Annotated in this window: 33 protein-coding genes; 13 read left to right on the forward strand and 20 right to left on the reverse strand. The window is 37.7% G+C overall.

All coding sequences use genetic code 11. The features are described from left to right. Positions 1–83 precede the first annotated feature (83 nt). From FD725_RS26560 to FD725_RS26570, 3 genes are all read right to left on the reverse strand, one after another. Positions 84–1277, reverse strand: a complete 1194-nt coding sequence (locus tag FD725_RS26560; RefSeq protein ID WP_179050905.1) for an esterase-like activity of phytase family protein — start codon at positions 1275–1277, stop codon at positions 84–86. 421 nt (positions 1278–1698) lie between these two features. Beyond that, positions 1699–2073 carry a cytochrome c gene (locus FD725_RS26565; protein WP_179050906.1) on the reverse strand — a complete coding sequence of 125 codons (375 nt, stop codon included), beginning with the start codon at positions 2071–2073 and terminating at the stop codon, positions 1699–1701. A gap of 460 nt (positions 2074–2533) precedes the next feature. Beyond that, complete coding sequence (locus tag FD725_RS26570; RefSeq protein WP_179050907.1) at positions 2534–2917, reverse strand: hypothetical protein; 384 nt, start codon at positions 2915–2917, stop codon at positions 2534–2536. 128 nt (positions 2918–3045) lie between these two features. Here FD725_RS26570 and FD725_RS26575 point away from each other — a divergent pair, with 128 nt between their 5' ends. Continuing rightward, complete coding sequence (locus tag FD725_RS26575) at positions 3046–3228, forward strand: hypothetical protein (protein ID WP_179050908.1); 183 nt, start codon at positions 3046–3048, stop codon at positions 3226–3228. Positions 3229–3319: 91 nt separating this feature from the next. On the opposite strand, the gene FD725_RS26580 is transcribed toward FD725_RS26575, so the two are convergent. The 13 genes from FD725_RS26580 to FD725_RS26640 all read right to left on the reverse strand — a co-directional run bounded on the left by FD725_RS26580 (position 3320) and on the right by FD725_RS26640 (position 10345). After that, positions 3320–4090 (reverse strand): hypothetical protein, encoded by a 771-nt coding sequence (locus FD725_RS26580; protein WP_179050909.1) that lies wholly within the window; start codon positions 4088–4090, stop codon positions 3320–3322. Then, positions 4083–4403, reverse strand: coding sequence for a hypothetical protein (locus FD725_RS26585; RefSeq protein ID WP_179050910.1), 321 nt, complete (start codon positions 4401–4403; stop codon positions 4083–4085). The genes FD725_RS26580 and FD725_RS26585 overlap by 8 nt, the downstream gene beginning before the upstream one ends. Beyond that, entirely contained in the window at positions 4396–4566 is a 171-nt protein-coding gene (locus FD725_RS26590) for a hypothetical protein (protein ID WP_179046994.1), read from the reverse strand. The genes FD725_RS26585 and FD725_RS26590 overlap by 8 nt, the downstream gene beginning before the upstream one ends. Positions 4567–4678: 112 nt before the next feature. Beyond that, the gene (locus FD725_RS26595; protein ID WP_179046995.1) at positions 4679–4873 is read right to left on the reverse strand and encodes a hypothetical protein; all 195 of its coding nucleotides are present in this window, start codon (positions 4871–4873) and stop codon (positions 4679–4681) included. 329 nt (positions 4874–5202) lie between these two features. Further along, the gene (locus FD725_RS26600; protein ID WP_179046996.1) at positions 5203–5451 is read right to left on the reverse strand and encodes a hypothetical protein; all 249 of its coding nucleotides are present in this window, start codon (positions 5449–5451) and stop codon (positions 5203–5205) included. 76 nt (positions 5452–5527) lie between these two features. Next, complete coding sequence (locus FD725_RS26605) at positions 5528–6748, reverse strand: hypothetical protein (RefSeq protein WP_179050911.1); 1221 nt, start codon at positions 6746–6748, stop codon at positions 5528–5530. 71 nt (positions 6749–6819) lie between these two features. After that, positions 6820–7560 (reverse strand): hypothetical protein, encoded by a 741-nt coding sequence (locus tag FD725_RS26610; protein ID WP_179046999.1) that lies wholly within the window; start codon positions 7558–7560, stop codon positions 6820–6822. Then, positions 7557–7988, reverse strand: coding sequence for a DUF4326 domain-containing protein (locus FD725_RS26615; protein ID WP_179047000.1), 432 nt, complete (start codon positions 7986–7988; stop codon positions 7557–7559). The genes FD725_RS26610 and FD725_RS26615 overlap by 4 nt, the downstream gene beginning before the upstream one ends. Beyond that, entirely contained in the window at positions 7985–8398 is a 414-nt protein-coding gene (locus FD725_RS26620) for a hypothetical protein (protein ID WP_179047001.1), read from the reverse strand. The genes FD725_RS26615 and FD725_RS26620 overlap by 4 nt, the downstream gene beginning before the upstream one ends. Positions 8399–8417: 19 nt before the next feature. Next, the gene (locus FD725_RS26625) at positions 8418–8636 is read right to left on the reverse strand and encodes a hypothetical protein (protein ID WP_179047002.1); all 219 of its coding nucleotides are present in this window, start codon (positions 8634–8636) and stop codon (positions 8418–8420) included. Positions 8637–8770: 134 nt separating this feature from the next. Next, complete coding sequence (locus tag FD725_RS26630) at positions 8771–9046, reverse strand: hypothetical protein (protein WP_179047003.1); 276 nt, start codon at positions 9044–9046, stop codon at positions 8771–8773. Between the two features lie 346 nt (positions 9047–9392). Next, the gene (locus FD725_RS26635; RefSeq protein WP_179050912.1) at positions 9393–9758 is read right to left on the reverse strand and encodes a hypothetical protein; all 366 of its coding nucleotides are present in this window, start codon (positions 9756–9758) and stop codon (positions 9393–9395) included. Continuing rightward, positions 9758–10345: a hypothetical protein gene (locus FD725_RS26640; RefSeq protein ID WP_179050913.1), complete on the reverse strand. Its 588-nt coding sequence runs from the start codon at positions 10343–10345 to the stop codon at positions 9758–9760. Before FD725_RS26640 ends, FD725_RS26635 begins: the two co-directional genes overlap by 1 nt. A gap of 164 nt (positions 10346–10509) precedes the next feature. On the opposite strand from FD725_RS26640, the gene FD725_RS26645 reads away from it, so the two are divergent. Genes FD725_RS26645 through FD725_RS26680 form a run of 8 tightly spaced genes read left to right on the forward strand, consistent with a single transcriptional unit; the run spans position 10510 to position 16407 of the window. Then, entirely contained in the window at positions 10510–10854 is a 345-nt protein-coding gene (locus tag FD725_RS26645) for a hypothetical protein (RefSeq protein WP_179050914.1), read from the forward strand. Further along, positions 10854–11201 (forward strand): hypothetical protein, encoded by a 348-nt coding sequence (locus FD725_RS26650; protein WP_179047007.1) that lies wholly within the window; start codon positions 10854–10856, stop codon positions 11199–11201. Before FD725_RS26645 ends, FD725_RS26650 begins: the two co-directional genes overlap by 1 nt. Further along, entirely contained in the window at positions 11188–11853 is a 666-nt protein-coding gene (locus tag FD725_RS26655; RefSeq protein ID WP_179047008.1) for a hypothetical protein, read from the forward strand. Before FD725_RS26650 ends, FD725_RS26655 begins: the two co-directional genes overlap by 14 nt. Next, positions 11850–12422 (forward strand): NCD3G domain-containing protein, encoded by a 573-nt coding sequence (locus FD725_RS26660; RefSeq protein WP_179050915.1) that lies wholly within the window; start codon positions 11850–11852, stop codon positions 12420–12422. The genes FD725_RS26655 and FD725_RS26660 overlap by 4 nt, the downstream gene beginning before the upstream one ends. Positions 12423–12425: 3 nt before the next feature. Beyond that, positions 12426–12677, forward strand: coding sequence for a hypothetical protein (locus FD725_RS26665; protein ID WP_179047010.1), 252 nt, complete (start codon positions 12426–12428; stop codon positions 12675–12677). Then, positions 12678–15149, forward strand: coding sequence for a hypothetical protein (locus FD725_RS26670; RefSeq protein ID WP_179047011.1), 2472 nt, complete (start codon positions 12678–12680; stop codon positions 15147–15149). Positions 15150–15160: 11 nt separating this feature from the next. Continuing rightward, positions 15161–15973 carry a hypothetical protein gene (locus FD725_RS26675; protein ID WP_179047012.1) on the forward strand — a complete coding sequence of 271 codons (813 nt, stop codon included), beginning with the start codon at positions 15161–15163 and terminating at the stop codon, positions 15971–15973. Continuing rightward, entirely contained in the window at positions 15970–16407 is a 438-nt protein-coding gene (locus tag FD725_RS26680; RefSeq protein WP_179047013.1) for a hypothetical protein, read from the forward strand. Before FD725_RS26675 ends, FD725_RS26680 begins: the two co-directional genes overlap by 4 nt. A 338-nt stretch (positions 16408–16745) precedes the next feature. Here FD725_RS26680 and xerC read toward each other — a convergent pair whose 3' ends face one another. Continuing rightward, the gene (gene xerC, locus FD725_RS26685; protein ID WP_179050916.1) at positions 16746–18152 is read right to left on the reverse strand and encodes a tyrosine recombinase XerC; all 1407 of its coding nucleotides are present in this window, start codon (positions 18150–18152) and stop codon (positions 16746–16748) included. A 236-nt stretch (positions 18153–18388) separates the two neighbouring features. On the opposite strand from xerC, the gene petG reads away from it, so the two are divergent. Continuing rightward, positions 18389–18502 carry a cytochrome b6-f complex subunit V gene (gene petG, locus FD725_RS26690; protein WP_010995538.1) on the forward strand — a complete coding sequence of 38 codons (114 nt, stop codon included), beginning with the start codon at positions 18389–18391 and terminating at the stop codon, positions 18500–18502. 128 nt (positions 18503–18630) lie between these two features. Here the strand turns inward: petG and rsmD are convergent, their stop codons facing one another. Both rsmD and hisH read right to left on the reverse strand, forming a co-directional pair. Continuing rightward, positions 18631–19179 (reverse strand): 16S rRNA (guanine(966)-N(2))-methyltransferase RsmD, encoded by a 549-nt coding sequence (gene rsmD / locus FD725_RS26695; RefSeq protein ID WP_179050917.1) that lies wholly within the window; start codon positions 19177–19179, stop codon positions 18631–18633. Between the two features lie 71 nt (positions 19180–19250). Continuing rightward, complete coding sequence (hisH, locus tag FD725_RS26700) at positions 19251–19886, reverse strand: imidazole glycerol phosphate synthase subunit HisH (protein WP_179050918.1); 636 nt, start codon at positions 19884–19886, stop codon at positions 19251–19253. 59 nt (positions 19887–19945) lie between these two features. Between hisH and FD725_RS26705 the strand changes: the two genes are divergently transcribed. The 3 genes from FD725_RS26705 (at position 19946) to FD725_RS26715 (ending at position 22707) form a co-directional block, all read left to right on the forward strand. Beyond that, complete coding sequence (locus FD725_RS26705) at positions 19946–20458, forward strand: peptidase C15 (RefSeq protein ID WP_179050919.1); 513 nt, start codon at positions 19946–19948, stop codon at positions 20456–20458. A 124-nt stretch (positions 20459–20582) separates the two neighbouring features. Then, on the forward strand, positions 20583–21944 hold the full coding sequence (locus tag FD725_RS26710; RefSeq protein WP_179050920.1) for a DUF3370 domain-containing protein: 1362 nt from the start codon (positions 20583–20585) through the stop codon (positions 21942–21944). Between the two features lie 10 nt (positions 21945–21954). After that, positions 21955–22707, forward strand: a complete 753-nt coding sequence (locus FD725_RS26715; protein WP_179050921.1) for an FkbM family methyltransferase — start codon at positions 21955–21957, stop codon at positions 22705–22707. 177 nt (positions 22708–22884) lie between these two features. On the opposite strand, the gene FD725_RS26720 is transcribed toward FD725_RS26715, so the two are convergent. Beyond that, positions 22885–23136, reverse strand: a complete 252-nt coding sequence (locus tag FD725_RS26720; protein WP_372726695.1) for a PIN domain-containing protein — start codon at positions 23134–23136, stop codon at positions 22885–22887. Positions 23137–23182: the final 46 nt, after the last annotated feature.

A 23182-nucleotide genomic window follows, 5' to 3' on the forward strand; every position in this document is an offset into this window, starting at 1 on the left:
ACCAAAAATCAACAGTAAATTTACTGATAGCTAGTTGAGATATCAAGTATTCGTTGGTGTAAAAGTTAAGTTTAAAAGAGAGTTTAGCTTTTAAAAACTGACCCTAGTTGACGCAAAAGCCTCATTATAGGTGACTCAATTTTCAGTTGAAAACCGAGAATTTGACTACGCTGTAAAGAGTTAAAATTGTTATCACTAATGAGGATTAATGCTTGTTGCCCGTTAGATAGTCGAGGCCCTATAGTTAAACCTTCTATATTATCTAATGCTATATCTAAAGTTCGCAAATCTAATAGTAGTTTTTTCTGCACAGGTTTAATATTTTTGGGATCAACGGCTAACAAACTATCTATCTGGTGAATATCATCAGCACCTGCTAAAGAAATTTGAAATAAAGAAACAGCAAATCCTAAACCAGTGAAAGACCTTTCTATACTCAGAAAATGTCCTTGATTATCTAAAGCCAGTAAATCTGGCAACCCACTAGCAAATTTTCCTGTCACATTGAGAAATGGTGCTATAGGCTCTGTCAAATAGAGAAATTCTTTTTCTGGTTGATTGGTTTGTAAATTATATTGCAAAATTCTGCATGAAGTTCCAAGATTAGGTTGAGATGCTGTGCCATCTTGAATCAAAGCATTTTCAGTGGCTGTATACAGATATTTATTGTCAGGTGTGATAGTCAGGCTTTCAAAAGCTAAGTTATTGCGAATACCTTGTTTACCATTTTTATCAGGTAAAAATTTGTTTGGTATGGGTAATGTTCTAGTTACTCTACCAGAAGATAAAATAACCTCTTTAATAAAAGGTGCAATTAATCGACCAACATCACCTTCAGAAGAAATGAAAACAGTTTCTTCCTTGGTGATAGCGATACCTTCTGTATCAGTTTTCCCAGATGGAAAGGGTTGACCATTTTCGTCCAATAAATTAGTTACCCCAACGGGCATAACATTACTATCTTGTAAAACACCTTTTTCTAAGTCAATTTTGAAAGTATAAAACCGAGTATTAGCCTTCTGTCCCCGATCATCAGAAATAGCATAATAAAGGTTGTCTTTAGCATCATAGGTAATTCCAGATAATCCGCCTACCTCAGTTTTTTGAAATGACAATCCTTTAGCTAAAGTGGCTTGTCCAATAAACTTTATATTAGAGATTTCCACTGCACCCATTGCTAAATTGGAGGAGAAAAAGCTAATAATTAGAATAGCAATACTAATGTAAATAATTTTTGTCCAAGTCACAAATGTGTTTTTTTTCTCATGATTTTTCATATTGAAGTGTGAAAATAATCAATACCACTATATAGGATTACTATAGCGTTTCCTAATCTGCTGAGGTACTGAGTACATCGCTAATGAAATTGGGCAATCTCCGCGTAGCCTCCGGCAAGCCGCAAAGCTTCTACCTCTGTGCGACGGCAGTCGCTACAACGAGGGCCTCCCCTCTGCGTTGAAAAACATTGATTCTGTACCTCACTTAACTGGGAAACACCATATCAGAAATTAAACAAAAATCAAGCTCAAATTTAATCCAAACTGGCTTCAGGCAAATCAGTTCACTAATCAAAGCGAATTATTATATATAAGTTATGCTGCAAAGAATTACGAATTACCAATTATGAATTAGTAGAGAACCCCGGCTTTTTGGAAAAAACCGGGGTTCTATTTGAGTCATCATGGGAAAAGTATTGACTTACAGAGTCTCTAAAAAGCTTAACAGGTCTGCCATTTCTTGAGTGCTGGGCTGAAATTTTGGCATTGGTGGAGTTTCCCCACTAATGACTTGACGAATCAGTCCATACCTGGACTTACGCTTAGAAACGGCTTGTAAGCTAGGGCCTACTCGCCCATCGGCTTCTAAACCATGACAGCCAGCACAATTGATTTGAAAGATGGCGTGTCCTTGTATTGAGTCTCCTTTCATGGTAAGAACACTCTTAACGTATGGGTCAGACGCTCTAACCATCTGAACACCAAAAAAGCCCAAAGGGATTGCTAGCAGTATCGCTAGAGCCAATAAAGCGATACGCTGAATCAGAATTTCAGGTTTAGTAATCTGGTTATCCAAAAGGTGTGCTGTTAAAGTCAGGTTTACTGAAAGTTTTTCATTTCCTACACATAGCTTAAAAGTTCTTTCATCACCTCCGATATATCAACACTTCTAGCCTCTAGCCTCACTTTAATGCTCAAACAATGTTCAAAAGAGCTATTTTCAGTGCTTAGTCTCCTATTTTGAGCATTATTTTATACTCAGCATTCATGCTCAACTAATGCTCATTTTTTATTATCCCTCATATACCCTTAACCTTCTCACTTCACCCATGCCCACAGAGATTAAAGGTATATTCTCCCCTGCCGGGAACGAGTAACCAGAGTTAAGGGTATACCTGTCTCTTTCTACTTTCAAATACTTTAAGTAATAGTTAAAGTAATACTTTAAGTAATTAGAAGTATAGACAGAGTAAGGGATACAGACGCAAAAAAAGAGGGGTCTTATCCCCTCCTGACATCTCATCGAACTAAAAGCCTTACATCATCCCTAGTAGGTTAATTACCTCAGATAAATGGTTCTTAGCTTTGTACAGTGCTAAAAACCTCTCTTGGTCGTAGCGTCTGGGTATGTCCATCCGTCTACCTTCAAAACTTACCCTTAGCAATGCCGACTGTTCAGGTGTAGGTGTACCCATCTGGTCTAAAATCTCACCCATTATCTGTAACTGGTCAAAAGTGGGACGGATTAACCCTGTACCATTTTCAAATTGTTGGAGTGCCATTTCGGGGAATACCATCAAGGTAGTGATAAAACCAGGTTTTAATGCAGCCGAACCGGTAGGCTTTAATCCGTACCGGAGTAATAAAATCCTAAGTTGTGGAATCGTTAACAATTCTAATTCTTGACGTGAAAAGACCATAAAATAGATATGCCTCTATCAAAAGTGGTATCGGTGGGTAACAACTTTCTCAGGGTCAGTTACCCACCGAATAAATAATGTAACCCGATGCGTACATTGGGTCAAAGCTAGCTAAACATTTCTACACAATGCCGCGTAAAGGTAAGCCAGAAAATTTTGGGAATCAAGAAAGTAAAGATTTAACCGATAATCTCAGCTTTAGAGTCACTAAGGAAATGAAGGAAGCTGTCAAAGCACAGGATAACCCTGCTCAGTTTTGTAGAGATGCAATTCAAGAGAAGCTAGATAAGTCTACTAGTTCAGATGAATAGTTAAAGTAATACTTAAAGTAATAGTTAAAGTAAATTTAGATAGAGAAAGCTACCTAGTGATTAGGTAGCTATAACCATGATGTGAAAACTTTTAATTGTTGACTGCCTTTATCGCCCGTTCTACTCTCTGGTCAACATTCCCAGTACGGTATCGACTAAACTCCAACTTCACCTTAGCTATCTTCACCAGCGTCTCTTTATCCCTGACATGGTTTAACCCAACTTTTGAATTACCTTCAATAACATCTAACTCTCTAAGTTCGCTAGCAGTCATTCCACAGACAGCAATGGTAATTTTATCGTGGGCTACTGCTGCAACAAAGTCGTTATACAGACAGCAGTTAGTAAATGAAGCATGAGCATCTTTCAGGAATGCCCTAGACTCTAACCACGTCTGATACTTGATACCAGTTGCCTTCTCATACTCCTCTTCAGTTTTCACCTGTTCAAAAGCTCTATCCAACCTTCTCTGTATAGTTTCCTCAGCACAGGCACAGATTAGACCTAAAGCTTTATCATTCCCCTTCCTAGCTTGATATCCCCAGAATAAAGTAGCTGTTTCAGGTGAGATAACCTTTACTCGACTACCCCCTCGCTTACCATTGCCATTACTTTCAATCTCTAAAATGTGACCCGTATAACCTTTATCTGGCAAGGTTTTAAAGTCATTTACCCCCTCATTTTTGTGACCCGTATAACCCTGATTCTTTCGTAGTTCCTCAGTAAATCGTGTTGCTTCATATTTATGAACTCCCACCGCTTCCGCTACTTGAGATTGACTGAGAAAATATTCACCATCTTTCTGAAAACCATCAAGTGAAATATTACCCAGTAAAAATGATGCACGTTTAGCCTTATTCATTTCTAGTTCTCCAAGCTAATTCATGTAAATTAATAGTCCTAGCAATCACGCCCAATCTTTCAACAGTTAAACTCTCACTTTTACCGATATAAAGAGTACGTTTTAAGTTCAAAACCGTCTTCTCTCCATACCAATATTCAGCACCACCTCGTAACGTTGCCCTAAAGGTGTAATCACGAGAATAGATGTAATGAAAACTATTGATTCCCGATTCCAAAAAATCAAACCATTGGGGAGTATCTAAAGTTATTGAAAGTTCAGAGTCAGGTAATATTAAGTAAGTCCTTTTAACTACATACTTGCATCTATTCATCAGGCAACATCTTAATTAATTGCTCATAGTTATCAACTTCCATAATTATTCTTTGAATTACGCAATTCAAAACTTTTTTATTCTCCTCAGTGCTATGAAACTTATTCTCTAAAAAACTAAGAAGTGCAATTGATTCTTGATAAGTAAAAGTCACTTCTACCATTGTTATCCCTCACTTTTTAGTAAAACCTAATCTCACAATCTCTTCAATATCAGAAATACCACAATTATATTTCTCTGCTAATTCACTCATTGATATACCTGATTTAAAATCACTAATTACTAAATTGTTCAGCCTTAAGTAATTGCTGTTTCTCTTCATCGGTTAATAAATGAAATGCTTCTCTAGCTTCACTCATTAAATCAGTAATCAATGTATGTTTATCGATTGTCAGCAACTCAGAGAGTATTGATGTAATACTTGCTGAATACAGAGTGAGAATCAAATATTTTTCTTCATCAATCATCATAAATCATCCTCATTAATCACCTCATTTTCAGAGTCTAAAATCTTATCAACCTCGGATATATGCCAAAGATAGTTTTTACATCTGAATTCTTTAGATTCATCATTGTAGGAAATTACAGTGAATCTAATATCATCAATGATGATAAAAGCAGGAATCCTATTACTCATATTTATCAAATACCAACCTAATTACAATCGTGGGAATTAAAGTGAAATAGATAAAATATCTATTACAGAAATAATCTATTTTCCAATCCCAATAAACACCAATCCAAATGTCTCTTGGCTCAAAAATCAAAGTAATACTCCAGTCCGTTCTAGATATACCCATTAATTCTTTAGACATCTATTTACCACCTTTATTTGTTTACTTTCAATTACTTGAGTTAACGATTGGACGGCTGATTGATGACACAAAAACCAACGAGGTATATTCTCATCTTCAGAATGAGAAATTATCTGATTTTTATCTATCACCATTTTTTTCAGGTATTGAAAATTTCTCAATCTTTCATCTGTATCTTGATAGCTAAAATTAACTAAATAAATTAATGCAGTATCAAGAGTAGAGAATGGCATAACTACATACATTCTTCTAGTAGTTAATTCACTCCATTTAAAAACGTACCATTCTGTATTCATCTATATACATATCTCATCTTTTTTCTACCCATCCTTTAGCAGTTAATTTCCATCCCAAGCTAGACATTATTTTTACTACCGTTTCTTGGTTGAAATAAATATTCAACTCACCTCTATTTTTGTGATATTCAAGTCTATTTTTCAGTTTTTGAGGATTAATAATTAAAGGTATTCCCCGCCTACCAGCTTCCTCTAATTGCCTATTCATTTGTCGCTGTACACCCACCTCATCCTCTATAAATGCCTCTAGATGTTCAATGATTGCAGGTGATTGATTGAATATATTGCTATTCGCATAATCCCAATATTTCTCCATATGATTAATAGCATCAGGGATGTTACGCCAAGTACCCGCAACTAGTCCAGTAACTATTAAATCAATGCTGATTATCCACTGTTCAGACTTCATTGAATGCTTGAATTCTTTCTTACCTTTCTTGGTGAGAATGTTTCTGTATTTTGCGTATAGCTTGCAATTCTCAGAGTTATTCCAAAAGCTAAAGAATTTATCTTCAATGCCGTCCCAATGAATAGAATCAATATCAATTCTGTCAGCATGAATGTCAAAATCCTCATACTGTTTTTTCTCCTCATAGCTAAAAGCATCAAATGATTTATGGGGAATAACTAACAACCTCCGATGTAATTCCTCTAATTCCATATTGAGATGTAAATCATCAATTGAAGAAATTATCTTAGGTGAAAAAACATGGAATTCCTTATTAGTCCCATCTGTCTGAGCGATTGATATTTTATCAGTTGAACGATTGTAACCAAATAACAACATCTGGTAGATACGCTCATCTTTTTTGAAAGTACCAGTATGAATGTTATCCCAAGGTAAAATCACCCCATCCCTTTCTAGTTCCCTATCTTCACCATCAATCCACCTCATAGAATCAAGTGCATTCCTGATAGCTGAGAATGTATCGGTAGCAGAGAACGTAGAATTTATACCGTGCAGCTTCGCGGCGAATATTGCAGTGGTTGACTTCCCAGAGCCTTTACCACCCCAACTAAATAAAATCGGTAAAACCTTAGCCCATTTACTAGGAACCAATAGGTATGTAGCGACTATCGGTAACATTAAATCTCGTTGGGGTAACATTACAGCTTGTCCAAGAATCTCTGATATGTTTGCATACAAACTGAGATTGTCATCCCATAGCTCAGTCCAGCTATCCATCTCAGCACGGTAAAATTCATTAGGGTCTAAGTAAATAGCATCAGTCATCTTTCTTCTTTCATTGATGTAATTTACTTAAAGTAATACTTAAACTATTACTTTAAGTAATTGAAAATAGGTTAGGATATTAAAGCAGTACAGAGAGTAAACACCTCTTGTATTGCTTTTTTGTTGGCTGCGGTAGCAAGTATATCCGCTAACTGTGCAAGGTTCTCGACTGGTACACCTTCACCCATTGCATTCACCTGAGAACAGACAAAGCTTAATCTATCGCTCAACTTCTCTAGTTCAGTCTGTGCAGGTTTACCACTATATCCACCTTTACTGAATCCACTTTTACTGTTTGGTGCTTTAATGTCTTCAGGTTTAATCTGTTCAGGTGATTCTACAGGCTTGATGACTACAGACATCTTTAACATCTGAGTTAATACCAACGGGTCTATAGGATTCCCGTCAAAATCTACCCCCTTAGTAAACAAATCACAGTAGGGGTCATCTTTCAGGTTGATAAATCCAGAGTAAATAACACCTTCTTCTAACCCGTTGAATAGGTGACACAGCCATCTTTCAAGACGTGATTGTTTAACGTCTACTTTATTTTTCTCTCTATCCTCTTTTTGATAGTCTTTTTTAGCTACTTTAAACTTCACCAATTGCGGTTCAAATTTCCAGTTTTTATCATTAAATACCTGAATCTCTGAGAATTTAGTAGCGTATGCAAATACGTGATAAAAATCATCATCCTGACAAAAACCCAACTCTGAAAATTCAATCTTTGAATTAGCATCATGCCAGTCAGAACAACCAACCGAAGCGTATTTGTTATCACCTTTAGGCTCGATATACCAGAATTGTTTCATAACATTGCTCCTTGTCTATGTGCAATTAAATGTGAACAAGCTTTGTACAGTATCTCTGCATGGCATTTTTCAGTACCAGAAGGAACCATCAGATAGTTCTCGACATTGATACACCAGCATCCCAGAGAAGTCACCTCACCTCGTTCTATCCGTTCAGATAGGTCAACCACTCTAGCTAAATATTCCTTCTCCCAGTCATGCAACCCGTGATACTTTAAACCGGACACCCAATTAGGTATCAATCTCGTCATCATCCATTCACGGTATCGATACAAAGCCTCACCTCTATTAGTAGTCAGATACCTTACGTGTCTACCATTCCGGTGATTCCAAGGATTAGCTAGCACTAACGCTTTACTCGACTTACCTACATACTCAAGTCCTGGAGTATACCAAGCATCCTCACTATCCATTTTAAGGATATTCATATATCCCCTACCCCTATCACCGTTAGGTTACTCCCTGGTAATTTCCAAGGTTTATCTGATACCAATCTCAGATAGTTGAAATAGTCAGGATGGAATAGCTGTAATAGTCTCAGAGTTTTACGGAAGTCTGCCAGAGCATAATCATCATGCAGTATCCATTCCCCTTTAGCTTCAAAAAGTATCAATCCTGATGGAGTGAATACAGAGAAGTCACACTTCCAAGTTAAAGCTGGGAAACATTCATCCTGTGGAAGTAAAGGAATCTCAAATTGTCTATTGATGTAAGTAGCACCATACTTTTTACGGAGATGTCCCCAGACCTTGAATTCTAAAGCTGAATCAAAATACTCAAGGTTTTTTTTCTGGGCTACTGTTAGCGGATAACCCGCAGGAATAATACCGCCTGACATTGGGTTAAACCAAAATGGTTTACTCCTTATTTTTTTTTTCGTTCCAGTGGGCATAAGCCTTAGATACTACCTTCTGAAAATCGTTGTAATTTTGTGGCTGTAGCTGTTCTAGGATTCGTGAAAGTTTCTCAACTACGTAGCTTTCGTCAAATACCACAGTTACAGGTACTTTTTCCTTCTTGCTACCACCTTTAATTGGTGCAGAGGTTTTTAATCTGTATCCCTGTTCGGATAGCATCGCTGGATGCAATGAGTACAGCACGGGATTTCCAAATAATTCAGACCAGTGTATGTTCTCTTCTTTCATAGTCTTGTTTGATTTACTTTAAGTAATACTTTAACTATTACTTAAAGTAATTTTAGGTAGAGAGATTAATTGGTAGATACTGCTGCTAGTTGCTCGTTAGCTACTTCATCCTTAGCTTCACTCAAAAGGTCAGAAACCTTATCCAGTCTAGAGTTTTGCAATTCCCATGTAGCTTTTCTGAATATTTCAATCAAGTTAGGAGAACTCTGTAATGATTTCTCTAGTTTACCGATATCCCCTAATTGCTCTACCTCATTAGCAAGATTTGACAACTCTAGAGAAGCATGACGGATGAGAGAAACAACTTGAGTTCTAGGATTAATAATTGACTTTTTAGGCATCGTTTTAACCTCATTTATTGCCCTGTATTTGAGGTTATGCACGGTCTTTTTTTTTTCAAGTATTCGTAACAATCCGTAATATTTTTATTCCGGATTCCCTAGATTTTTATTGTTCAATAGTACGGAATAAACGAATGTATTTTTTTATATTTACTACTATTGCCGAGATACCATGAACAAGAAACCCTAAAAGCTATTGCTGATAAGGTTTTGTTTACTAAATCTCATTTTATTTACACTTATTTATAGTTATTTTCTGTGGAAAAATAGATTAAAAACTTGTATAACTTGAACTTTTTAAGCAAAAAAATAGATGTCATTAAATGACATCTATTACAGAAATTGATTAATTTAATGCTTCAAGCTTTAGATTCCACTTAGCAAACCCTTGCTGGTAATTGATTTTTCCTACCCATCGAGATGAAAGCCTCGCTGCTGGAGTTCTAATTACGTATCCTTCATCTCTAAATTCCCTCGGTACAGGTAACTCATAGATAGTAGGTTCATCATTCACGGGAATGTAGATATTCCTGGATTTAGATGAATCAGCATAAATAAACCTTAAGTAAGCACCTGACCTGATTCTTTGTGATTCCCAGCCAACAGCATCGGTAATAGTCGTTGTGATACGAAAGGTATCTGAAATAACATCGTTATTAAAAGCTTGCCATACGTCAGATACCTGTAATTCCCCTATTAATTCCCAATCCATTATTTACTGGTATCAAGAATTGAGTACTGTTTACCGTATCCGACAACTAATTCAGCGTAGCCATTGACACCTAATACGCTTTCACGTTTTGTTCCATTGGTGTTATTGAAGTAGGTTTTAAATCTATCAATAATCGTGTTTAGGGTAAACGTACCAGTTGCAATGCTGAATGGTGTAGACCAGTGCGATTGACCATTACGAGCATCGTACTTTTTAATCCATCTACCATGTTCAGCCGTAGCAGGAACTACAATTGCGGTTCCATCACCGTAATACCAACGAAGTTTCACGACTGCAATTTTAGAACCTCGGTTAACTTCTACAACAACCGAACCATCAGGAATTGTAGCCAATAAACCAGCATCAGCGATACCACCTAAATTAGTTAAAGCCTGCTTCTTGACTTCAAACTGTAGAAATCTTCCTGCCTCTAATGGGTCACGGTAGTAAACAGTCTCAAAATCTACGGGATTTCTCGCGTTATATGGCTTGGGATTATCTTGTTTGGCTTGTTTCCGCGCCGCTTCTTTAGCACGGGCAATTTTTGCTAATTCTTCTAATTCGTATGCACTTTTACGTCTAGCCATTTTTTATCCCTCCGCAAAAAATCTTGTCCCCCCTACTCTACAAGGGTTTTACCCTGTTCTTTTTTGACGGAAACCTATACGTTTCCATGAGTTTTTTAGATAACTCTACACAGTTAACAAATAGTACAGATATACTATTGAGTATCCAAATACTTAATTTAAAAATGGCTCAACCCACACTCACAGATATTTTCGGTCAAGGTGCTACACAAAACGGCACTACTCTCACGATTTTAAAAGCTGACCTTGTTGACGCAGGATTAACGGTAAATTCCAGTAATTCGGCAGAATCATTACTTGTTGCAATTTTAAAAAAAGCATCAGCTAGCTTAACGAGTGAAAACAGGGATTCAAGTATAGACCAGAGTGTTTATGTTGATGTCGAAAATCAACCTAGCTTTGCTACTCGGATAAACGGTAATACTACGGCTAGATACATTCGAGATACTATTACCATTGAACTTGACAAAGCCTACAACGACACAGGAATAGACCCAGACGACTACTAATGTACGAAATCAAAATACAACATATATTCGGTGAAAATGTCATTCAAAATAATCAGGCTTTAATAATTAAAAAGTCTGATTTTCCTTTACTGTCACCACTTGTTAACAACACTGCTGAATCTCTGCTGATTACAATCCTAATTAATGCAATCAGAAATTTTCAGGGAATTATAGAAGATGAAAATAATCAAGGTATTAACGATGAAAGTAATAACCTAATTGAATTTGATAACACCGATGCTTACACTTTTTTAAAGATGAAAAGATGGAATGATTTTTTCACTGATAGAAACAATCAAAGATTTATCAGACGCACAATAGTAATCGACACATATGAAGCTGAATGAGTATCCCGAATTATTGCAATTATCTGAAAATGATTTACTACTGGGTTGGGATAGTGTTAATGCTATTGTTTCCGTGATAAGAGTTAGCACATTAAGAGATTATTTGGGAGTAGAACCTCCAGCCGACAATACATTACCTACTCTTGTTTTTAGTGAATTTGGTGATAACAAAGGAATGTGCTATTGGCTAGCAACGAGACTCGATGATAACTGGAGTAATCCACATACATCTGGTGAACTAACAGTAATTTCCAATGGTGGGGGAGTTGCGAATCTAGCTTCTATTGTTGACAGAACCACTGGTGGCGGCAACTATCCCGCTAGCGCTCAAAACGCTTATTGGGGTGTAGACTTCAAAACCCATAAATTGAAGGTAACTGATTACATAATTCGTCACGACGCTAATAGCGGTTACGCGCTAAGAAGTTGGAAATTACAAGGCAGTAACAACGGTATAGACTGGATTGATATACACAGTCAAACAAATAACACCACGCTCAATAATCCGTTTGATTGGTTGCGAGTAAGCGTAACAGGCGTAACTACTGCATACAAAATTTTCAAGCTTGTAATGACTGCTCCTAATAGCGCAGGAACTTATGAATTTTGTTGTTCAGAGTTGGAATTTTATGGTGAGGTGCAAGCGATATGAGCTACTGCGAGGGTAAGGAGTCTGCAACCGTAAAAATTACATGGAGTGGTGGAGATAAAGAGAGTGTAGTGAGTGAGTACCCTGGTGTAGAGGTAACCAGCAAACCTTCCTATTCCTACAAAATCACATACCACCACGATGTCAGACCTAACAGTAATAATTTTCAAGATTCTTATGATTCTTTTAAAGAATTAGGAATACTTGAGGAGCCGATATCTTATCAACTAATCTCAAGTTCTGATGGTAAAATCGTTGATTTAAAAGTTGCATCAGGAACCCCCCAGAAAGAAACGACTATTGTCATGGCAAGAAATAGTAGCTATGGGTCAATTTTCTCAAACTTGCAACTAGTACGAGGGGATTTATATACAGAAGTGAGGGTTGTTGATAAAAAGTCAACAGTTAAATTAAGTCGCAAAGGTAGCGCTAACTGGGATGTTGTTTGTAGCGATGAATGTCCACCGGGACAGATTAAATGTGAGCATCCTGGCTACCCTGGATTTTGCTGTATCCCCTGTAAACCAACAGCAAATAAAATAAATAACCTTGCTGCGAAGGTGGGGAAATAATCTATGGCACAGTGCAAAGATATTGACGCAGCACTAGCGAGATTAGAGCGCAAGATTGACGCTCAAAATAAACGCATTGGAGAGTTAGAAAAAGAACAGAAAAGATGTTGCAACGATAATAAAAACAATAAAAACCAAAACTTAGCTGACATATATAACAGACTTAATAAGCTTGAGAATTATTGTCAGAGTATAGAGAATTTATTTGCTCAAATAGCTAATTTATTCAAACCAATAATATCTATCTTTAAATAAATGACGTTACCACCGCAGACGAAATCGGGGAGATTGGTACTTGAATCATTGACCAATCTATCGAAGGAATTACACTTTTACGATAAGCAGTTTAAAGCATTACGTAAACTCAAGTCATCAATAGCAGAAATTGACCAAATAAAACGAGGTGTCAGCACCGCTACTTCTAGTGTAAAAACACTAGAAAAGCAGTTTGGTGCGGGACAGAAAGTAGTCGATGTATTAAATAAAGATGTCAAGGAAAGTAAGAATCTGTGGAATAGTTTTTTAAGCAAGATTCCTGGAGGTGGAAACAATGCCAGTAAAGCTTCAAAAGTAGGAGCCACTATTGGTGGATTAATTGCACTTGGTGGAGTAGCAGTAATAATTGCATTACAGTCAATCGTTGCAGGGATAGTACAAAATTCAGCCGACAAACGTTCTGATACCCTCGATGCTGAACTAACAAAAGTAAATGGTAGAGCCTTACAAGCACAAGCACAAGTAAAAGCCGTTCTTCAACAATTGAATCAGAATAAATTAGAAGACCAACGAACAAGAGATAGGGTATATGGACTAGAAAAGCAACTTGTACCTATTAGAGAAAAATCTAATGATGCTTTGTATGAAGTACGCCAAGGTAGAACAATATTAGAATCCAAGATTGCCGATGCTAGAAAATATGCAAATGATGTGCTAGCAGAATCAAGGGGGACAGCATCAAAAATTAATTCACAAATACAACAGCAGAACGCAAGTTTTGCTAAACAGATAGCTGATGTTAATGCCAAAATTGCATCTTTTACTAATGGGGTAAAAGACAATTTTCAAACTAGCATCAATACCACAATCAATGGACTCAAAGCTGAGATAACATCATTAAAAGCAACTCAAGCAACGAAGGTAGATATTAACTCTGCTATTGATAAAAATAATGTTGCTATCGATAGCAAATTAAAGTCTACTAACGATGTTTTGCAGGGCATCATTAAACCTGTACAAGCCACAGTAAATACCCTGCAAAACGGATACACAGAGATAGTTAAAAATGGTGTTACTACTCGTTATTTCGATGGAGTAGTCAAGAGTCTTCAAGATACTTATAGTAAATCGTTTGAAGCTCAGGGTGCTAAATGGAATGAGGAACAAAGAAAGCTATCTGAAGACTTCCTTAACCAAATTAAACAAGGTAATGCCACGTCTAACATCATTCAACAAGGGATAAGAGAAGTAGATAAACAGGTTAACGATTTTATTCGGGAAGTAGAAAGAAAAACATCCCTTATTGACACAGTAAAGCCTGATATAGACAAACTCAGGAAAGATGTTCAGGGCGACTTAAACAAGGACAACAATCGATTAACTACGCTTGAAATAAAGATACAAGAGATAGAAAAAATGAACGAGAAGGGTAATCAAAAACTCGACCAAATCATACCCAAGCTTGACCAAATTATTCCAACACTTGCAGGTATACCACTTATTCCTGGCAGAGTAGCTGACACTTTAAAACCATCTATTCCTACGCTTCCACAGATAGAGAATAGCGTGGGTACTGCAATGTGTAAAAACCTAAGAACAGGTTGTGGTAAACAAGCGATAGATAATGCAGTGGGCAATATTACCGGAAATAATAATAACAACACTAACGCTTTACTTAATGCTGTAAACACGGGCTTAAATGCTGGAACTTTAGCGAGTAATTTAGCTTTATTACCAACCATCAACAACAAACTGGGTGAACAAATTCCTGGCGGTATATCAGGGAAGCTAGGAAAGATTGCCTCATGGTTGCAGCTAGACAGAGTATTGAATCTTTTAATAACCGCAGCAACAATACATAACGCATTCCAACTTAGTAATGATATTGCTGTTACTCTTGGTAGCGCTTTAGGTAACATTCTTCAGTTAATAGGAATTAAAAATGACGAAGGAGGTGCAATTGATATAGGGCAATTAATCAATGGCACAGTAGAGAATTTAGTTAAAGGTGTAATAGGTGCTGAAAATTACAAAGAAATGTCCTTGGCTTTTGCAAAGGCTAATAGAATTTATCAAGCATCTAGTAACGTACTCAATAGTTTCACAAACATTGGACACACTATTACCAATGGACTAGAGATTGTAGGAGGGCAAAATGGCAAGATTGGTAATGCTCTAAAAACATGGGGAATAGTAGGAGAGAAAGCTTATGAGTGGATGAATCCCAATCCTAATTACCATAGTAGAATGTTGAACTTTTTCCAGAATGCTCAACAGGGTGCAAGTACTATTCAGCAAGTAACTCAAGTACCGTTAGATATTATTCAAGCTGCAACTGAGTTTAACAATTCAACTACAGAGGTAATCAAAGCTGTCACTCAAGATGAAAACACAAAAGACGGTGCTAACGTGGGTGATGCTAAGAAGGTGAAAGAGTCGCAGCAAATAGCAAAAACTAGCTCTATCGGTGCGTCAATTACCAAAGATGATTTATTTAATGCAAATAGCTAGAAGTAAATAAAATGCCTTTACCTGATAACACTTTTGAGCATTTACAAGATGTAATAAGGAAGCAGCATAATGCCAAGGTGAGGGATTTTTTCTCTGACCTTGGTGGTGAAGATTGGGAACCCGAAATAGCTACAAATAGGGGAAGCCTAAGAACAGCTTGTACAATACTAGATAACGATACAGCCCCAGTCATGGAAATGAGATTTAGACTTTTCTATGACATTCTAGGAGTAGGTAAAGAAGATTTAGTGGTATTTCATGGGGTACGGAATGACGAAAGTATTCCTGTTGAAGGTAGACCATTAATCTGTTTTTATTTCTCCCAAGACGCTGCTGCTACCCCTGATAATCTTGACCCTGTAGACGCTGAATATAGTTTCAGGATTATGGATGAAACACAGGCGACATTTACAGAAGCTAAAGCTAGAACCCTTGGACTAAAAATAAAACAGGAATTCATAGTATCAGGTAAGGGGATAGTTTTTACTAAAGGAAAAAATATCTATAAGTATGTAGATGAAGTGAAGGGATACAGGAATCGTATTTATAGCAATTCTGAACCTGATGCTATTGATGTTATACGTAGGCTTTTAGCTTGTCAGAATTTTACTTTTGATGATGATAAGTTAACCGTTAGCCAGCCTAAAAAAAATAGTACCTCTACTACCGCCACCCATCTTGTCTATGGTAAACAGAGAAAGAAAAAAAGATTCAGACCTATAGCTAATATTAGATTCAGGTACGCTTATATGTCGTTACCGGGAATGAATAAAGATGTATTTTTAGTTGATACAACTGGTAGATATAACCCATTGGTAAAATGAACAAAATAATAGCTGTAAACCCCAGTAACACTCAACCTACTTTAACCCTCACCCTAGAATCAACGGGTATCTTGCTGGGTATTCTAGTAAGTGTTTCGATGTTGTTAGGTGGAACTATCAAAGTAATCACTAAGTTTAATACTATTAGTAATTCAATTAGGGATTTAAGAGAAGATTTAAATAGTAATACCAAGGCTTTAGAGCAATTCAAAACTTTGAATTCTGAAGTGTTGGTACTAGACAGGAAGCTAGACCTTCATTTGCAGGAGTACGTTAACCGTAAGGAGACTGTGCAATTCCTGATGGGACAGCTAGACCAGAAGATTGACCATAACAGGAAGCGGTGGGAGGAAGAGTTACAGGAAGTGAAGGGGGAAACGAAGCAGTTAGAGAATTATTTGCAAAGCCACAGTGGTTTTAAGGTACGTGAGTAAGTCTCTGTCTATGTTCTAGAATACTTAAAGTAATACTTTAAGTATTACTTTAAGTAAATAAAAGTAGAGATGGAGAGATAGAGAGATAGATGACTAAAATTGAGTAACCTAAACAGGAGTCATTCAAACAAGTGACTCTTTTTATTTTTTTAACTATCTATTTTTTAAAATCTTTATTTATTTTTACCGGATGTAGTACTGTACTACATCCGGAATTTTAAAATATATAATTAGATAAATAATAAATTAATAAATAATAAAAATAATAAATAAAATAATATAAAAAAATACCTACTAACGTTATAGCTAGTAGGTTTTATTTGTTGGGGTTATGTTGGTTATTTTTTATCTTTGTCAGCTAATAACTTGTTAATCAGTTCCTGTTGCTGTTGTAGCTGTTGTTTGAGTATGTCTAACTCTGTTGTTTGCGGTAAATGTGGGTTAACCCTTTCTGCAAATATGGCTACATCCTGATAATGTTTACTACTTACATCAATTGTGTGTCCACACCATTTAGAGACTATTTTTTCATCTATTCCTAAATCAAAAACAGCGTGAGTGATAAAGCTATGGCGTGTATTGTAAGGTGGTAAATATTTGGTAAGTTTATCTTGATTTATCAACTGAGGGATAATTCCTTTAGTTTGTATTGCTTCTCTCCCACGCCATGCTATACCAAAATTACCAAGGTCAATCACTTTCCCTGTTTTTGATTTAAAAATTATTTCATTGCTATTGCCTTGTGGAATTGATTTTATAAATTTCCACAATTCATCATCTTTAATCATCGGGAATCTTCTACACTCTTCACCCTTATAAGTTTTATCGTTTTTTAATGGATAAAACTTTTTAGTTACTCTATCGTAAGTTCTCCTAATCAATACCCGTTCATTTTCCCAATCAATATCCTGCCACATTAAAGCTATAGCTTCACCTGTTCTACATCCAGTAAGGAATTTAAACTTTAAAAAGTTATACCAGTGAGGATATTTAGTTTCAACAAAATCAAGTATTACCTGTACCTCATCCCATGTATAAGCTTTTGACTGGTCAAGCACATCGTTATCATTTTCTACTTCATTTTGTTTTTTCCCTTTAGCTCCTTTAGTCATTATTTCATCATTTAAACCATCGTAAGGATTATGGGTAAGTAGTCTATTTTTAATACCTAGTTGATAAGCCTTAGAGAGTGCAGAAAAAAGATTTTTTACTTTCGGAGAATATCTATTCTCTACTAGCCAATTTCTAATTTTTAAAGCGTCTTCTGATTTGGTAGCTTCAATTGCTGATTCAAGATAATTCCTGTATTGCCCTTGATATGAATTCTCGTATACAGTCTCTCTCAACCCTTGCTTTCTGTACTCACAGTACATATCCCAGACTTCGAGTAACGATAACTCAGGCTTAGGTGGTAACTGGTCATCCGATACCACTGTAAGCTTAGGACTACGCAAACTTGCTCTTAATCCATACTCCTCTAGTATTTCCTGATACCGTCCTAGATTGAAGTTTCCCTGACCATCGCTTAACTTACCCTCCTCTAACTCAATCTGTAACCGTCGTTGGAGTTTACTTGCTGTAGCTTCCCATCCGTCAACCATTGGGATACCAGTCGCTAGCTTCATCTGTTTACCCTCATCAAAGTAGGAACGAGGGAAGCAAGCTTTAATGCTACCTGAGTCTGGTCTAACTGCTACCTGTCCCTTTTTAGCCTTACCTGTGGGTGTCTTTGGTGAATTTACCATAATGCTCATTTAATGCTCAAAAGTGGATGCTCAATAAAATAAGTATTGAGATAAAAGCATTATACTTTAGTTACACATAGCTTAAAAGTTCTTGATGATGTCTGCAAGCGCAAAAGACAGTTTTGTTCTGGAGTGAAGTTGTCTAAAAATATTGTGGGAAGCGGGATTCATCCCTAATTTGGTAAAATCAAATGTGGGAAATAAATGATGAATAATCGTAAACAGGAGATTTTAAAGTGGTTGAACCCCTACTTTCAGGCATTGTTCTTGGTTTGATTGTCGTTACTCTAGCTGGGCTGTTTTATGCCGCCTATAAGCAATACAAGCGCCCCAATGAATTGGGGGGTTGATTTGTGAGTGCTGAGTAGTGAGTAGTGAGTGCTGAGTAATGAGTAGTGAGTCTTGAATAATCTAAACTGTCTAGACTCATGACATCATATCCTTCACCTGGATTATTTACTCCCCACTCAGCACTCCCTCACTCAGCACACTCTCTATAAAAAGTCAATGCGGTATTTCCATAGACTTTTTGACGATAGATTTCCCAATGGGGAATTACTATATCTATCCATCCTTGGGGATGATGTTCGATGGCGATCGCTCCATTTTGATCTAATAATTGAGCATGAGCGATCGCTTCTAACACCGGCTGATATAATCCACTGGCATAGGGTGGATCTAAATAAATTTTGTCAAATTGCTGCCCTGATAGGTTTTTTAGCTGCTGGAGGATATCTCCTCGCAGGACTTGCCATTTCTGTTCTGTATTCCCTAGACGCTGCCAATTTTCTTGAATGATGGCACAGGCTCGGCTTGATTTTTCGACTCCCACTACCAAGCTAGCTCCTCGACACAAAGCCTCTGCTCCCATTGAACCATTACCGGCGCACAAATCTAACCAACGACAACCGGCTATTTCTCCCTGCCAAATATTAAAAACTGCTTCCCTCACCCGCGCACTAGTGGGGCGGGTATCTTGCCCTGGTAAGGTTTTAATCTGGCGATTACCGTAAATTCTCAGACTCATTAGTTAATAGTCATTAGTCAATGGTCATTAGTTTATAGTCAACTGACAACTAACAACTGACAACTAAATAATTATGCCGCAATTTTTTCCCGTACTTGGGAGACAAAATTAGACAGAATTTGCAAGCCGATGTTTGATGATTTTTCTGGGTGAAATTGTACTGCCATGAGGTTTTCATGAGCAATGGCAGCTGTGATAGTTTGCGTACCGTGGGTAACAGTTGCCGCCTTGATTTGTGCCTCAACTGGGTCAACATAGTAAGAATGGACAAAATATACCCAAGGTTGGGGTGGCAAATGCTCCCACAAAATACTTTTTTCCTGAGTTAGTTCCAGCTGATTCCAACCCATGTGCGGGATGGTAATTCCTGGTTCGGGAATAAACCGTCGCACTTTTCCTTTGACAATTCCTAGTCCTGGTTGAGTACCTTCGGCACTATATTCAAATAAAATTTGCAGCCCTAAACAGATACCTAAGAAGGGTTTACCAGATGCGATTGTATCTTTTATCGGCTGTTCTAAATCACGCGATCGCAAACTTTGCACTGCCGGATCAAATGCCCCCACTCCTGGCAGTAGCACTGCATCTGCTTGGGCTAATTCCTTATGCGAATGAGTAACTTTAGGGGTAGCTCCAGCTTTTTCTAATCCTTTGCAAACTGAATGCAAATTTCCCATCTCGTAATCTACAACCGCAATAATCGGCATTGACCTTTCTCCTAGTAAATTATTTGTGGAGGGTTTTTCTATTCTAAATAATATTTTCCATGAAGAAAAGCATTCTATTAACTTCTTTTGACACTTGGTTAGAAGATCAAGAGTCAAATTCCTCTGATGATTTATTACTTGAAGTAACTAAACTTGACTCGCTACCATTTAATTTACATTTTTTACGCCTGTTACCTGTTGATACAAAGCTTGCCAGTTCTCTGGTGATGGCAAAAATAGAGGAAAATTACCCCGATCACATTATCTGTTGTGGCATGGCAGCAAGTCGAAAAAAATTAAGTGTAGAAGTCTGTGCCAGCCGTGGGGAAAGCCTTTTACACACCACAATTGATGTAGCACAATTACTGATAGGAGCAACGGCAACTGAGATTAGTAACGACTGCGGTAAATTTGTTTGCGAAGGTCTTTATTATTCTGTACTGGAATACTTAGGGCAAAATCAACTATCAACCCGATGTATCTTTATTCATGTGCCGATCTTGAATCAAGAAAATTTGATGGAGATTTTGCATGATTTCTTATTAATTATTAACAATTTGGCACTCTTGTAAAGTCGTTAGCGTCGGGAATCGGAGAAATATAGTAGAGACGTAGCAGTGTTACGTCTCTACTGCAAAAATTTCGAGTAACCCTAATTTTCCCCTTGTCCGTTATAGCCAATCTCCAATCCCCTGTATGTTGAATTTATTACTCAGTTTCCTTCTTGCTCAAACCACTCCCCCTGCACCACCACCAGCAGAAGTTGTGCAACCGCAACAAGTACGTCCATTACCAGGGCGATTGGATTCTATTCCGACATTTAATAGTAATAGTCCAGAATTAGTATTAAACGAGGGAATTTTACTTTCCACCTTTCCCGCAGCCGGGAAAAAAGTACCTTCAGCCCATTTGAATTTTCCCTTTCGCGGACGATTTGATGTGTTTGCGCATCATGTTGCCAAAGCAGAACCACCAGAAAATTTACGCTCATTGTATTTGGGAATACTGTTGCATAATCCAACTTCTCAACCAGTGAGAGTCAATGTGTTGCAAGGTGCAAGTTACTTAAGTCAACCGGATGCACCATTTATTGAATTACCTGCTTTTAGTCAAAATAATTTGGGTAATGTATTTGCGGGGCCAGGCGATCGCGTCATGTCTGATATCTTAAGAGGACGACGACAAAATATATTTCCTGCCCAAATTGTCATTCCTCCAGGGCAGAGTCAAATGCTCTTGAATCAACCCATTCCTGTAAAAGGATTGACACCACCTTTAAATGGGCGCTCAACTTTGGTACGGTTGCAGAGTAATGGCACAGTCTATGTAGCTAGTTTGGCATTGTTTGCGCGAACTAATCCCGATGGTAGTGAACGTGCGCCTACCCTAGCAGAGTGGCAAAATTTACTAGATAACGGTGATGTGTCTAGTCCACGAGATAAAACACCCACTCCCTTAGAAGAAACAGGTAAACCCAGAGTTTATGGACGAGTTGCAGGTGTGGGAGATGGCGCACAATGGCGTGCTTTCATCGTCGATAACCCCAAAGCTAAATTTTTAACAATCCCCCAGCCAGGACAGGCTTTTTCCTACGCTTTAAGTACCTTGCATGGGGGAACACTAGGAACAGGGCAAATTCAGAGTGCGCGTCTATTGGTGCGCTATCCTGACACTGCTTATCGCGCTCATGGTAATTATGGGATTCAATATAGTTTGAAATTACCTTTATATAACAGTAGTCCTCAATCTCAAACGGTGAGTGTATCTGTGCAAACTCCCATCAAAGAAGATCAATTAACGCAACCAGGGTTACGCTTTTTCACCACACCAGCACGTCAAGTCTTCTTCCGGGGGACTGTCCGGGTACGTTACCGAGATGAGCAAGGTAAATCCCAAACTCGATTTATTCATTTAGTCCAGAGGAGAGGACAACCAGGAGAACCCCTAGCTACATTAAACCTGAAAACAGGCGATCGCCGACTAGTAGAAGTAGACTTTCTCTATCCCCCAGATGCGACACCACCGCAAGTATTAACAGTAGCCACTCAAGCTAATTAGAGGATGACTTATGCTCAAACAACAGATTAAAAAAATTTTGAATGCTTCTGGATACACTCTCTATCAAACAAAGAAAATGCCCTATGGATGTGTTCTCCAGGAAGATATTGCTAGAATATCACCTGATTTGACGATAAAGACTATTTTTGATGTCGGGGCTAATAAAGGGCAAACAACCCTGAAATATCGTAGACAATTTCCGGAAGCTAAGATTTTCTCTTTTGAACCAGTTAGTCAAACCTTTGAAGCCTTAAAAGCAAATGTTGGTGTTACTCCTAATGTGTCTTGTTTCAATTTAGCCCTGGGAGAAGAAAACAAGCAGGAGCAGATGTTAGTACAAGGGACATCAGGTTCTAACTCAATTGCTAATGTTAGTCAGGTGAATTCTCCAGCCGAACAATCTCTGGAGACTGTGCATATCAAGACATTAGATCGGTTTCTGGAAGAAAATAATCACATTGAACAGATTGACCTATTGAAAATAGATACAGAAGGTTATGAGTGTCAAGTTTTAAGAGGTGCAGAAGCAACTTTACGCGCTGAAAAAATTTTCTACATTTTCATAGAAGTTACTTTTCGTCAGCAAGACCATCAGCACACGCATTTTTCTACAATTAGTGAGATACTAGCAGACTATAATTTTAATTTCGTCGGATTATACGACGTATATCCCTTTTGGGGAGGCGGAAATGCTATTGATTACTGTAATGCCCTATTTAAAAGGTGGGAGAAAGGCAAAAATTTAAAGCTTTGGCAACAATAGCAAGTAGAGACGTTGCATTGCAACGTCTCTACTTCATTTATGTGTATCATGACTAGCACCCATCCTATTATTGCCAACGAAGCGGTCTAATGGTGAAGTGCAGTGGCCGCAGACAATCTTGAGAACCACATCAGCAGCTTTCATCCGTCCTCTGCCACGCAGTGTTAGCTGGCGATGCTACTCTAGGCACTGAAATTCCTGTTCACCTCTCAATTTGCCATCGAAGCTTATTGTTTCTGTGCAACCTGCCTGTTGAGATACTGCCCCAATCAGATAATCAGAAAAATCAGCCTTGCCCTGCTTGTATCGCCGTAGGGCTTGGTCAACCGTCGATCGGTTTTCAAATTCAAAGGCTGCACTATGCAACATAGCCTCTAGAACATTGATAATCTCGTCCTTGCGAAAGCCGTAGTTTGCTCCCCTAAGCACCCAAACCAACTCACACAGAACGATATTGGTGATAAAGCAAGGCTGA

Source organism: Nostoc sp. TCL26-01 (assembly GCF_013393945.1).
In the GTDB taxonomy this organism is placed as follows: Bacteria; Cyanobacteriota; Cyanobacteriia; order Cyanobacteriales; family Nostocaceae; genus Trichormus.

Bases quoted from the DNA above. Each gene is read 5' to 3' on its own strand.
- FD725_RS26560 (WP_179050905.1), bottom strand. From the start codon at position 1,277: ATGAAAAATCATGAGAAAAAAAACACATTTGTGACTTGGACAAAAATT.
- FD725_RS26570 (WP_179050907.1), bottom strand. From the start codon at position 2,917: ATGGTCTTTTCACGTCAAGAATTAGAATTGTTAACGATTCCACAACTT.
- FD725_RS26575 (WP_179050908.1), top strand. From the start codon at position 3,046: ATGCCGCGTAAAGGTAAGCCAGAAAATTTTGGGAATCAAGAAAGTAAA.
- FD725_RS26580 (WP_179050909.1), bottom strand. From the start codon at position 4,090: ATGAATAAGGCTAAACGTGCATCATTTTTACTGGGTAATATTTCACTT.
- FD725_RS26585 (WP_179050910.1), bottom strand. From the start codon at position 4,403: ATGAATAGATGCAAGTATGTAGTTAAAAGGACTTACTTAATATTACCT.
- FD725_RS26590 (WP_179046994.1), bottom strand. From the start codon at position 4,566: ATGGTAGAAGTGACTTTTACTTATCAAGAATCAATTGCACTTCTTAGT.
- FD725_RS26595 (WP_179046995.1), bottom strand. From the start codon at position 4,873: ATGATGATTGATGAAGAAAAATATTTGATTCTCACTCTGTATTCAGCA.
- FD725_RS26600 (WP_179046996.1), bottom strand. From the start codon at position 5,451: ATGCCATTCTCTACTCTTGATACTGCATTAATTTATTTAGTTAATTTT.
- FD725_RS26605 (WP_179050911.1), bottom strand. From the start codon at position 6,748: ATGACTGATGCTATTTACTTAGACCCTAATGAATTTTACCGTGCTGAG.
- FD725_RS26610 (WP_179046999.1), bottom strand. From the start codon at position 7,560: ATGAAACAATTCTGGTATATCGAGCCTAAAGGTGATAACAAATACGCT.
- FD725_RS26615 (WP_179047000.1), bottom strand. From the start codon at position 7,988: ATGAATATCCTTAAAATGGATAGTGAGGATGCTTGGTATACTCCAGGA.
- FD725_RS26620 (WP_179047001.1), bottom strand. From the start codon at position 8,398: ATGTCAGGCGGTATTATTCCTGCGGGTTATCCGCTAACAGTAGCCCAG.
- FD725_RS26625 (WP_179047002.1), bottom strand. From the start codon at position 8,636: ATGCTATCCGAACAGGGATACAGATTAAAAACCTCTGCACCAATTAAA.
- FD725_RS26630 (WP_179047003.1), bottom strand. From the start codon at position 9,046: ATGCCTAAAAAGTCAATTATTAATCCTAGAACTCAAGTTGTTTCTCTC.
- FD725_RS26635 (WP_179050912.1), bottom strand. From the start codon at position 9,758: ATGGATTGGGAATTAATAGGGGAATTACAGGTATCTGACGTATGGCAA.
- FD725_RS26640 (WP_179050913.1), bottom strand. From the start codon at position 10,345: ATGGCTAGACGTAAAAGTGCATACGAATTAGAAGAATTAGCAAAAATT.
- FD725_RS26645 (WP_179050914.1), top strand. From the start codon at position 10,510: ATGGCTCAACCCACACTCACAGATATTTTCGGTCAAGGTGCTACACAA.
- FD725_RS26650 (WP_179047007.1), top strand. From the start codon at position 10,854: ATGTACGAAATCAAAATACAACATATATTCGGTGAAAATGTCATTCAA.
- FD725_RS26655 (WP_179047008.1), top strand. From the start codon at position 11,188: ATGAAGCTGAATGAGTATCCCGAATTATTGCAATTATCTGAAAATGAT.
- FD725_RS26660 (WP_179050915.1), top strand. From the start codon at position 11,850: ATGAGCTACTGCGAGGGTAAGGAGTCTGCAACCGTAAAAATTACATGG.
- FD725_RS26665 (WP_179047010.1), top strand. From the start codon at position 12,426: ATGGCACAGTGCAAAGATATTGACGCAGCACTAGCGAGATTAGAGCGC.
- FD725_RS26670 (WP_179047011.1), top strand. From the start codon at position 12,678: ATGACGTTACCACCGCAGACGAAATCGGGGAGATTGGTACTTGAATCA.
- FD725_RS26675 (WP_179047012.1), top strand. From the start codon at position 15,161: ATGCCTTTACCTGATAACACTTTTGAGCATTTACAAGATGTAATAAGG.
- FD725_RS26680 (WP_179047013.1), top strand. From the start codon at position 15,970: ATGAACAAAATAATAGCTGTAAACCCCAGTAACACTCAACCTACTTTA.
- xerC (WP_179050916.1), bottom strand. From the start codon at position 18,152: ATGGTAAATTCACCAAAGACACCCACAGGTAAGGCTAAAAAGGGACAG.
- rsmD (WP_179050917.1), bottom strand. From the start codon at position 19,179: ATGAGTCTGAGAATTTACGGTAATCGCCAGATTAAAACCTTACCAGGG.
- hisH (WP_179050918.1), bottom strand. From the start codon at position 19,886: ATGCCGATTATTGCGGTTGTAGATTACGAGATGGGAAATTTGCATTCA.
- FD725_RS26705 (WP_179050919.1), top strand. From the start codon at position 19,946: ATGAAGAAAAGCATTCTATTAACTTCTTTTGACACTTGGTTAGAAGAT.
- FD725_RS26710 (WP_179050920.1), top strand. From the start codon at position 20,583: ATGTTGAATTTATTACTCAGTTTCCTTCTTGCTCAAACCACTCCCCCT.
- FD725_RS26715 (WP_179050921.1), top strand. From the start codon at position 21,955: ATGCTCAAACAACAGATTAAAAAAATTTTGAATGCTTCTGGATACACT.